General features: G+C 66.7%; 9 protein-coding genes. All 9 read right to left on the bottom strand.

What is annotated here, in order from left to right; genetic code table 11:
- Window positions 1-85 precede the first annotated feature (85 nt).
- Complete coding sequence (locus tag AC5RWT_RS30610; protein WP_494083494.1) at window positions 86-1,024, bottom strand: glycine betaine ABC transporter substrate-binding protein; 939 nt, start codon at window positions 1,022-1,024, stop codon at window positions 86-88.
- Window positions 1,025-1,053: 29 nt separating this feature from the next.
- Window positions 1,054-1,848, bottom strand: coding sequence for an ABC transporter permease (locus AC5RWT_RS30605; RefSeq protein ID WP_494083493.1), 795 nt, complete (start codon window positions 1,846-1,848; stop codon window positions 1,054-1,056).
- A 1-nt stretch (window position 1,849) separates the two neighbouring features.
- Window positions 1,850-3,067 (bottom strand): ABC transporter ATP-binding protein, encoded by a 1,218-nt coding sequence (locus AC5RWT_RS30600; protein WP_494083492.1) that lies wholly within the window; start codon window positions 3,065-3,067, stop codon window positions 1,850-1,852.
- Window positions 3,064-3,708, bottom strand: coding sequence for an ABC transporter permease (locus tag AC5RWT_RS30595; RefSeq protein ID WP_493968468.1), 645 nt, complete (start codon window positions 3,706-3,708; stop codon window positions 3,064-3,066). Before AC5RWT_RS30595 ends, AC5RWT_RS30600 begins: the two co-directional genes overlap by 4 nt.
- Before the next feature lie 162 nt (window positions 3,709-3,870).
- On the bottom strand, window positions 3,871-5,685 hold the full coding sequence (gene glsA, locus AC5RWT_RS30590) for a glutaminase A (protein WP_494083491.1): 1,815 nt from the start codon (window positions 5,683-5,685) through the stop codon (window positions 3,871-3,873).
- Window positions 5,686-5,745: 60 nt separating this feature from the next.
- Window positions 5,746-7,413: an alkaline phosphatase D family protein gene (locus AC5RWT_RS30585; RefSeq protein ID WP_494083490.1), complete on the bottom strand. Its 1,668-nt coding sequence runs from the start codon at window positions 7,411-7,413 to the stop codon at window positions 5,746-5,748.
- Between the two features lie 152 nt (window positions 7,414-7,565).
- Window positions 7,566-8,357, bottom strand: coding sequence for a hypothetical protein (locus tag AC5RWT_RS30580; protein ID WP_494083489.1), 792 nt, complete (start codon window positions 8,355-8,357; stop codon window positions 7,566-7,568).
- Window positions 8,354-8,905, bottom strand: a complete 552-nt coding sequence (locus AC5RWT_RS30575) for an RNA polymerase sigma factor (RefSeq protein ID WP_494083488.1) — start codon at window positions 8,903-8,905, stop codon at window positions 8,354-8,356. The genes AC5RWT_RS30580 and AC5RWT_RS30575 overlap by 4 nt, the downstream gene beginning before the upstream one ends.
- Window positions 8,906-8,979: 74 nt before the next feature.
- Window positions 8,980-9,567, bottom strand: coding sequence for a hypothetical protein (locus AC5RWT_RS30570; protein ID WP_494083487.1), 588 nt, complete (start codon window positions 9,565-9,567; stop codon window positions 8,980-8,982).
- Between the last annotated feature and the right edge of the window lie 144 nt (window positions 9,568-9,711).

Below are 9,711 nucleotides of genomic sequence, written 5' to 3'. Positions count from 1 at the left end.
ACTGCTTCACGGAGGAATGAAACAGCCAGCGGCCGCCGGTCACAGGGACGGCGGCCGCTGGCTTTGGTGTGGTGCGGTCCGGTGGCTAGCCCACCAGGCCCTGCTCCTTCAGCCATTCTTCGGCGACATCGCGGGGATCCTCGCCGTCGTTGTCCACCCGCCCGTTGAGCTCGGTGATGACTTCATTGGTCAGGGCGGCGCTGATCGGTGCCATGATCTCCGCGATGGCCGGGTGCTCGTCCAGGGTTTCCTGGCGCAGCGTCATCGAGCCCTGGTACTGGACGAAGAAGTCTTTATCGTCCTCCAGCACGGTCAGGTCGTTGGAGATAACCCGGGCATCAGTGGAGAAGACTTCGCCGAACGCGCAGGATCCGCCGACCTGTGTGTAGATGAGGTTCAGGTCCAGCTCCACCACCTTGCTGAATTCGAAACCGTAGGCTTTCTCCAAGCCGGGGAGCCCGTCGTCGCGGTTGATGAACTCGCTGGCAGCGCAGACGGCGCCCTGCTCCGGGTTCTTCTGGATGAACGCGGCAGCTTCGGTCATGTTGGTGATGCCCTCGGACTCCGCGAACTCCTTCTTCGCAGCGATGCGGTAGGTGTTCTCGAACGGTGCCGGTTCCAGCCAGGCAATGCCGTTTCCGGCGTCCTCCTTCGCCACGGCGCCGTAGAGGTCCTCCGGCACGTCCTCGGTGGTGTGGCCAAGGACATTGACCCAGCCGGTTCCGGTGTAGTCCCAGTAGAAGTCCACTTGGCTCGACTGCAGGGCTTCGCGCACGGTGGCGCTGCCGGAGATGCCTGTCTTGTCCTCGACGGTGGCACCGGCATCCTCGAGCGCGACGGCGGCGATCTGGGCCAGCAAGATGGATTCAGTGAATTCCTTGGAGCCCGCCGCGAAGTGCGCGCCCGTAAGCTCGCCGTCGCCGGACGCCTCGGCGGCTTCGCCGCCGCCGCAGGCGGTCAGCAGCAAGGCCACTCCGGCGCCAAACGCGGCGAACGCCGTCTTCCGTGAAGTATTCGCTTTCATCATTCCTCTTTCGTCGTGCGGGGGATTCGCTAGAGCCCTTTCGGGCGCAGGAAGTCTTCGGCGATGCTCGCCAGATAGTCGATCAGCAGTGCCAGCACCGCCGTGAGCGCGGCGCCCACAATCTGGATCAGCACGCGGTTGGTGGACAGCCCGGCCACGATGATGTCCCCGAGCCCGCCCGCGTTGATGTAGGTCACCAGGGTGGCCGTGCCTACGTTGATCACCAGCGCGGTGCGTACGCCGGCCAGGATGATGGGCACCGCGAGAGGCAGTTCGAGCCGGCGCAGGACGCCGAACTTGGAGATGCCCATGCCCCGCCCGGCTTCGAGCACGGATTCGTCCACCTGCTCCAAGCCCACCATGGTGTTGAGCAGCACCGGGATGATGGCGTACAGCACCAGGCCCACAATGGCGGCCTGGAACCCCAGGAACAGGAAAGCGACGGCCAGCAGGACCAACACGGCGATGGTCGGAACCGCCTGTCCCAGCGTCAGCAAGGTGATCAGGTAGGGCCGGACCCGGCGCATGGCTGGACGGGTGAAGACGATGCCCAGCGGCACGGCTATGACGAGCGTTAGCAGCGTTGAAACCGCGGTCAGCTGCAGATGCCTCCATAGGGCGGCAGCCAGGTTGGCCGGGGCCAGTGCGCGTGCCTCGATGCTGTCCAGTTCCTGTGAACCGACATACAGGTACAGCGCCAGGCAGGCCAGCGCGAGGACCCCCGGCACCACTAGGTAACCGGTCAAGGTGCGGTGGGGTGACCTGCCCGGTGGTTGGACGGCAAGGTCTTGGCCGTGCATCGTGTCCGGTGCGGCAGCGGCCATATCAGCCACCCGCCTGTACGGCTTCGGCCACCTCGCCCAGCCCGGCCCGGGCTCGAGCGACCGCCGTGTCCCGCATGGCCCGGATGGCCTCGTTGATCTGTTCGATATCCACCACACCCTGGTAGACACCGTGCGAGTCCACCACGATGGTCACGCTGTAGCGGGCGGTGATCAGTTCATTCAGCGCGTCGGAGAGCGTAGCCCTCGGTTCCAGCATTGCTTCCGGCGGCAACCCCACCTCGTCCAGCGCCCGTGTGCCTGCGCGGTGCAGGTCGTCCGCACCTACCCAGCGGCGGGGCCGTCCAGCGTAGTCGAGCACCAGAAGCGCCGAGCGGTCGCTGCGCCGCAACTGCTCCAGCGCGTCCTCCGCCGGCGTGTCCAACCGGACAGTCGGCCACTGGGTCAGTTCAATGTCGGACACGCGGCTGAGGTTCAGCCGCTTCAAGGAGGCACCGTTGCCGATGAAGTCGGAGACGAAATCATTGGCAGGGGCGGTCAGGATCTGCTCCGGAGTGTCATACTGGGCGATCCGGGAGCGGTCCTGCAGGATGGCGATCCGGTCACCCATCTTGATCGCTTCATCAATGTCATGGGTGACGAACACGATGGTCTTGCGCACCTCCGACTGCAGGCGCAGGAATTCGTTCTGCAGCCGGTCCCGGGTGATCGGGTCGATGGCCCCGAACGGTTCGTCCATCAGCATCACTTCCGGGTCTGCGCCCAAAGCGCGTGCCACCCCTACCCTTTGCCGCTGTCCGCCGGAAAGCTCCTTGGGGTAGCGGTTGCGATACGTAGACGGCGGCATGTTGACCATGTCCAGCAACTCATCAACGCGGGCAGAAATCCGGTTGGTGTCCCAGCCCAACAGCTTGGGCACGGTGGCCACGTTCTCGCCGATGGTCATGTGCGGGAACAGGCCGACTTGCTGAATGACGTAACCGATGCGGCGGCGGAGCTGGTCCGGGTCGGTGGTGGTGACGTCCTCGCCGTCCAGAATAATCCGGCCGGAGGTGGGCTCGATGATCCGGTTGATCATTTTCATCGTGGTGGTCTTGCCACATCCCGACGGGCCGACCAGCACGACGATCTCGCCCTCGTAGATGTCCAGGCTCAGGTCGTCGACCGCGTTGTCCTTCTGTCCGGGAAACCTCTTGGACAGGTTTTGTAAGCGGATCTTGACCGGCCTGGGCTGGGGGGTCTGATGGTCGGTTATGGTCATCGGATTCCTTTGGAGGTAGTCAGCTTGCGAACGGTGTAGAAGAGCAGATCGAACAGAATGGCGAGGACAACCACTCCCAGGGTTCCGGCCAGCACCAGGTTGACGGCCACCGGTGTGCCAACCCGGGCCAGACCGGTAAAGATCAGCTCTCCGTAGCCTGGCCCCAGCACGATCGCGCCGATGGCAGCGATGCCGAGCAGGACCAGGGTGGTGACGCGGATGCCGGTGATGATCACAGGCCAGGCCAGGGGCAGTTCGACCCTCAGCAGCCGCTGGGTACGGTTCATGCCCATGCCCTTGGCGGATTCCACGATGGCAGGATCCACTTCGCGCAGCCCGGTGATGGTATTGCGGACGATGGGCAGCAGGCCGTACATCGTCAGGGCGACGACCACGGGCAGGGCGCCCAGTCCCAGTGGGCCGATGAGGAGGATGAACAACGCGAAGGAGGGAATGGTCAGGAACGCACCCGTGACGGCGAGGACTAGCTCGCGGGGCCGTTCATGCCGGTAGGTGGCAATGCCCAGCCCGACACCGATGACGGTGGCGAGCACAACCGAAACGCCCACGAGCGCGGCATGCTCGACGCCCAATTCCAGCATGTCGTCGGCCCGTTTCGCGAGGAATTCGAAAAAGTTCACACGGTCCTTTCTGCAGACTCTGCCGGGAGCTAGGCGCGGCGAGACATCGGCATATGTGGTTTCTGATGCCGATGTGGCGGATGATATGACTGCCCGTAACTATAGTTGATGCCCGCGGCCGGATGCCCGTCGGGGCTGTTCCTGCCCGCCTGCCCCGGGCGGTCAGTCGCGGATGCGGACGGCGGTTTCGCGCAGGAACTGGTCCACCCGCGTGTAGGCATCCCGGGTGAGTGCCTTCCACAGGCGCATCGCCAACCGGGGGTCCTGTTCCTCCAGATCTTCGATTGCCTCCGAGGAGAGCACCATGAGCTCCACCGGGCCGTCCGCTTTCTCCGTGGTTTCCTGCCGGTCCTCGCTGCCGAGCGCGAGTTCGCCGAACGTCATGCCGGCGCTGAGCGTGCTCAGCTTGACCCGCCGTCCCTCCGAGTCGGTTCCGATAGTGCTGATCCGGCCCGAGACAATGAAGTACACCCCGCCGAACCGTTGGCCAACCCGCCGAACGATCTCGCCGTCCTCGTACTTGGCAGGCTCCATGCGTTCGACCAAGGCCACAATTTCATCCGGGTCCAACGTGCCAAGGGCCAGCGAGTGCTCCACCGGCACGGAGGTGGGCACGCCCAGCGGATCGCCGTAACGTGCGATGAGGCGGCTTTCGGAGAACTCGACGGCCCCGGTGCGGGTGTCGAAGACCGGCACGGTGCGCCCGGTGTCGGCGAAGACGCCAGCGAGGGTGTCCTCCGGATCGATCAGCAGCAGTTCACGGTTGTCGGCGGCCAGCTGTTCCTCCAGGCGGGCGAACATGCGCAGTGCTACGCCGCCGACTTCATCGACACGGCGCAGGTCCAGGACCACCAGTTCAACATTGTCCGGGAGCGAGCTGATCTCCCGGACCATTGATTCGGTACCGGCAAACAGCAGGTCGCCGTTAAGCTCGATCAGCTTCGCGCGGTGGCCGTTCTCGCGCAGCACCTCGGCTGACTCGTCGGTGCGGCGGATACCGGACGGAACGGTGGTGATGTCGTAGCTTGCGCGGATCGCCGAGCGTCCTGCGCGGGCCGAGCGGACAAAGTGCATTTCCATGTCCTCAGACAGCCGCCGGCTCACGGCAATGCCGCGGACGGACCCGCCGTGGTCGTCCAGCGGCGGGGAGTACACCGCCAGCCCCACCTGGCCGGGTAGCACAGCCAAGGTTCCGCCGCCGACGCCGGACTTTGCCGGCATCCCCACATGGCTGACCCAGTCCCCGGCGTCGTCGTACATGCCCGAGGTCATCATGACCGACAACACCCGTTCCACCGGCCCGATGTCCATCACGTGGCGGCCGGTGACCGGGTTGGTGCCGCCGTTGGCCAGGGTCGCCGCCATGATGGACAGGTCCCGGCAGGTCACCTGCACCGAGCACTGCCGCAGGTAGTTCTCCAACGCGGTGGTCGGGCTGTCCTCGATGACGCCGAACGAGCTCAGCAGATAGGCCAGGGCGTGGTTGCGGTCGCTGTGGCGCAGCTCGGCTTCGAACACCCGTGGACTGCTCTTCAGCTTCCGGCCGGCGAACTCCGAATAGGTGTTGACGATTCGCTTGATTGCGGACCTTCCGCCGGAGCCCTTGATCATCCCGGTGACGGCCAGCGCACCGGCATTGATCATCGCGTTGGCGGGCCGCCCGGTACCCGCGGCGAGGGAAATTTCGTTGAACGGGTCTCCGGAGGGCTCCACGTCCACCTTTTCATCCACCGCGTCGAACCCCAGCTCGGCCAGCGCGAGCGCGTAGCTGAACGGCTTGGAGATCGACTGCAGCGTAAATTCCTTGCGCGTGGTGCCCACTTCGTAGACGTAGCCGTCCACTGTGGCGAGGCAGATCCCGAAGTCGTCCGGAGTGACTACCGCGGAGGCAGGGCCAACCAAATACGGGGTGCCGTCACGGAGCTTGGAGACTTCGGCGTGCAGGGCCCGCAAGTAGCTGTCGATCGGCGATTCCATACCACCAGCGTAATTGGGAGCGCGGTGTGCCCCGGACGGCTACCCGAGCCAGGGCACACCTCAGCGAGCAACCGGACTCCGTTGCGGCGCAATGGTCAGGGAGGCAACCTCTTCCAATTCGGGGTGCAGGTCGTCGCCGTGCACCACGCCTTTTTCCCACCGGATCCTCAGGCCGTCCGCGGCATCCTCCAGACTGGCCAGATTGTTGTCGAACCACGGCCGCATCAGGCCGTCCCACGTGAACGGCGGCTGGGGCACTTTCGCGCCGCGGGCCACCAGCGCGCCCAACGGGGCTGCCACGCCGTAGGACATGGCAGCGGTGAAGGATCGCAGGATGCGAGGCAACGGGTTGCGAATGGGTGAACAGACAACCTGGACGATCCGGCTGCCCGAGGCGCGCTGAACCTCCGACACGTAGGAGAAGTGGACGTCGCCGGAGATGAAGGTGACCGTCTCCGGCGCAGGCCCGCGCCCACCGTCGGCCACCTCCTGCACCATGGCTGCCACCTTGCGGAAGCTGCTCTGGAAGGCAGCCCAATGCTCCAGGTCCACAGCCTGCCGCAGCTGCTCACCGATGGCCGCCGGCAGCCGGCCCCAGGCTCCTTCGCTCAGTGCCTCGTTCCAGGACTCGATGTGGTGCAGGCACTTGGGCAGCAGGAACGGCAGCGAGGTCCCGATCAGCAGGTGCTTGAAGCCGCCTTGCAGTTGGCCGTCCAGCCACGCCTCCTCGTCTGCGTCCAGCAGGGACCGGCGTCCCGGCGCCAGGTCGCGGGCGGCCCGCGAGTCCAGCACGATCAGCCGTGAACCGGCGATGTCGCGGGTGAAGCTCCAGCGGTACGTTCCCGGTTCCCGGTCTGCCCGTTCCGCAAAAGCCTCCAGCGCGGCGGTCAAGTCCGGCTCGCCGTCGCCCCGGTGGTTCACCACTTGCTGCCACAGCTCGTCCTGGGCACGCTGGTCGGGGGAGAGGTTGCCCAAATGCTGGTACACCCAGTAGGACGCCAAACCGGCCACGATCCGGCCCTGCCACCATGGCTTTTTCGCCATCTGCCGCTTCCAGGCCAGCGAGGCGTTCCAGTCGTCGCGGATGTCATGGTCGTCGAAGATCATCGCGCTCGGCAGCGTGGACAGCAGCCAGCGGTTGGCACCGTCCGACCACGCGAGCATGTACAGATGCGCGTACTCGGCGTAGTCCTTCAGCTCCTTGCCGGGCGGGTCCTTGATGTTGCGCCGTGCCCTGATGAAGTCCTGCATCAGCTCGGAGGTCGAGTCCGCATACACCTGGTCGCCCAGGAAGAGGACAAGGTCGGGCCACCGGGGGCTGCCGCCGGCCTGGTCCAGCGCGTACGCCCGCAGCGCGTCCACCCCGTGTTTCTTGTTGCCGGCTGCGTCATGCTCAACACTGGTGCGGCAGGAGCCGAAGGCCAGCCGGAGCGGTTGTCCAGGCGTGAGGGTGCGGATCACGGGGTCCGGATACGGCGAGTCCGGCTCCGGCCATACCCGCACGCCGTCGACCTCGACCCGGTACGGAGTCACGCTGCCAGGCTCCAGCCCCTCGGCCTCAACCAGTGCGTAGTGGTGGCCATGGACGGAAAAGGTGCGTGCCTGCCAACTGCGGCCCTGCACCACGACGGCGACGCTCGCGGATTCGCGTGTTTCCACCCAGATGGCGGCGGACGTCTGGTCCACGTATCGCAGCATAGGGCCAAGGATCAAAGCCGATGCAGCCATGAATCCTCCTGCCTCTCCCCACAGACCGGTCTCCCCTTGGCGCAACTCTGCCACTATCGACCGCCGGCGGAAAGGGGCCGCCGCGGGGGAGGTTCCGATTCGGAGCCTCCCGGGCACCGCCGTCGTGATCCCTGTCGCCGGGCGGATGCCGGTCAGCGCTCCGGAGAGGGGATGGCCGGCAGCGCGGGGAGGTGGCCGGAAGCCGGCTGGGGCAGGCCGCGCTCTTCCTTCGGCGTGGCCTTGCCGGGGCTGCCGTCCCGCTGGCCCAGGGCCGGACCAGGCAGTCCGCCCTCCAGCGGCGGCACCGCGGGAACAACGCCGCGGGACGGTCTGGCCAGGTCGGGTTCCGGGCCCCGCCCTGGCGCGCCGGAGTCCGGCGTGCGCTCTGCCTGTGGCGCGGGGTCCGGCCCGGGCGCAGCAGGAAGCACGGGGGCAGCCGGACCGGCAGGGGAATCCGTGCCAGCGTCCGCACCCGTGCCGGTGCCGCCATCCTGAACCGGGACGTGTCGGTGCGGATGCGCAGGGACAGGGGCGGGATCTCCACGGCGGGCCTGGTCCTGCGGGCCGTCCTGCCCGGCCTCCTCGGACGGGGCCAGGAAACCGATGACGTGCCGGACGGCCTGGTCCGCGGCTGAGCGGAAATCAGGATTGGCGGCTGCAACGCCGGACACGCCCAGTCCCGTGCCTGCCACCGCGGCCGCGATGACAATGGCACCGCGCATCGTGCGGCGGCGGCGCAGCGGGATGACCGGCGCGGAAGGAGCCGGAGCACCGGCAGCAGGCATCATGTAGGCCAGCACCTCCGGCGACGCGGCCGGGACGGGGGCCGCTTCCCCGGCCGCCCGGAGGGCCAGCAACGAGGACTCCAGCCCCGCCGAAGGAGCCATCCCGGATTCGTCCAGCAACTGGCGTACTGCATCGTCGGACATCTCAGCACTGTTCATACCAGGGCCTCCTTCCTTTCCACCACGGATTTGAGTTTGAGCAGGGCACGCCGCTGCAGTTGTTTGATGGAGCCGGTGCTCCGGCCCATGATCTGGGCGACCTGTTCGATCGACAGGTCGGCCACCACGCGCAACAGCAGCACTTCCCGCTGCTCCGGTTTCAGTTCTTTCAGCTGCCGGCCGACATCGCTCTCGGCAAGCGTGCCCAGGAGAGTTGTTTCGGCCGAGTCCACCGCGCGGGCGTCGGCATCCGGGTCGTAGGGCGACAGCATCGGCTGGCGGGCACGACGGCGGACATCGTCGACATAGCGGGCGTGGGCGATGGAGTAGGCCAGGGTCCGGAGCCCTTGGAACCCGCCGTGGACTGACTGAATGCGGGAGAAGAGTGCCAGGAAGACTTCCTGTACGGCGCCTTCGTAATCTTCCAGGCCGCGCACCTTGAGGTAACCAGTGAGCCCGGGTGCCAACGCGGCGTAGATCTCGCTGAATGCTGCTGGATTTCCGGACTGCGCCGCGAACACGGTGTCGTCGGGGAGCGCTGGGGGCAAAACGATGTTCCTTCAGACAGCGGGCTACGGGTGCGGCGCCACCATTGCAGGCGCCGCACCCGGTACCGCGGGAATTACTGTCCGGCTTCCACCGTGGCTGACGCTGCACCGCGAAGCTCGGTGCGGGTTTCCGCGGCTTCCGTGCGGGCGTCGACGGCGGCCCGTGCCTTCACGTTGGCAGTTACCGGCAGTTCCGGCACGGCAGGAACGGCAGGGATGGCCGGAACAGCAGGCACCAAGTCGGTCTTCGGAACGGCCGGGGTTGCCGGGACGGCCGGAGCCACGGAGGCACCCGAACGCAGCTTGGCAGCTGCACCGTTCCCGTCAGTGCCGGCCTCGGTCCCGGCACTCAGCTCTGCGTCAGCCTTTGCTCCGTCCACGCTTGCGTTAACGTCGGCGTCACCATCGGTGTCCGCTGCGGCAGCGGAGCTGACGTCCGGAACAGCGGGGGAGGCCGGGATGGCCGGGACGGCGGCTTCGCCCTCGGTGGCCGGAACGGCAGGAGTGGCCGGGACAGCCGGTGTGGTGACCGCGGTCGCGGACTCGCCCACGGCGGTCAGGGCCGGTGCTGCCACGGCGGCTCCGGCGCCTGCAACGGCGATGACGGCGGCCAGGGCGGCACCCTTGGCGGGCAGGCTCAGGGTGCGGAAACGGTTCGACATGGATCTCCTCATACGTTGCTCGGCACGGCTGCGGTACTAGCGCAGCGCGCCCTTACACCTGCCAAATCGAAGGACGGCGATGAAAGGTTACGCTTTCGTGATTTTTCTTTTCCCGCAGTTCCGGCTGCTTCGAGATCGGCCTGC

The sequence above is a fragment of the Arthrobacter sp. Dra40 genome (genome assembly GCF_059091905.1).
This window is presented reverse-complemented; position numbering and strand designations above follow the sequence as displayed.

Bases quoted from the DNA above. Each gene is read 5' to 3' on its own strand.
- AC5RWT_RS30610 (WP_494083494.1), bottom strand. From the start codon at position 1,024: ATGAAAGCGAATACTTCACGGAAGACGGCGTTCGCCGCGTTTGGCGCC.
- AC5RWT_RS30605 (WP_494083493.1), bottom strand. From the start codon at position 1,848: ATGGCCGCTGCCGCACCGGACACGATGCACGGCCAAGACCTTGCCGTC.
- AC5RWT_RS30600 (WP_494083492.1), bottom strand. From the start codon at position 3,067: ATGACCATAACCGACCATCAGACCCCCCAGCCCAGGCCGGTCAAGATC.
- glsA (WP_494083491.1), bottom strand. From the start codon at position 5,685: ATGGAATCGCCGATCGACAGCTACTTGCGGGCCCTGCACGCCGAAGTC.
- AC5RWT_RS30585 (WP_494083490.1), bottom strand. From the start codon at position 7,413: ATGGCTGCATCGGCTTTGATCCTTGGCCCTATGCTGCGATACGTGGAC.
- AC5RWT_RS30580 (WP_494083489.1), bottom strand. From the start codon at position 8,357: ATGAACAGTGCTGAGATGTCCGACGATGCAGTACGCCAGTTGCTGGAC.
- AC5RWT_RS30570 (WP_494083487.1), bottom strand. From the start codon at position 9,567: ATGTCGAACCGTTTCCGCACCCTGAGCCTGCCCGCCAAGGGTGCCGCC.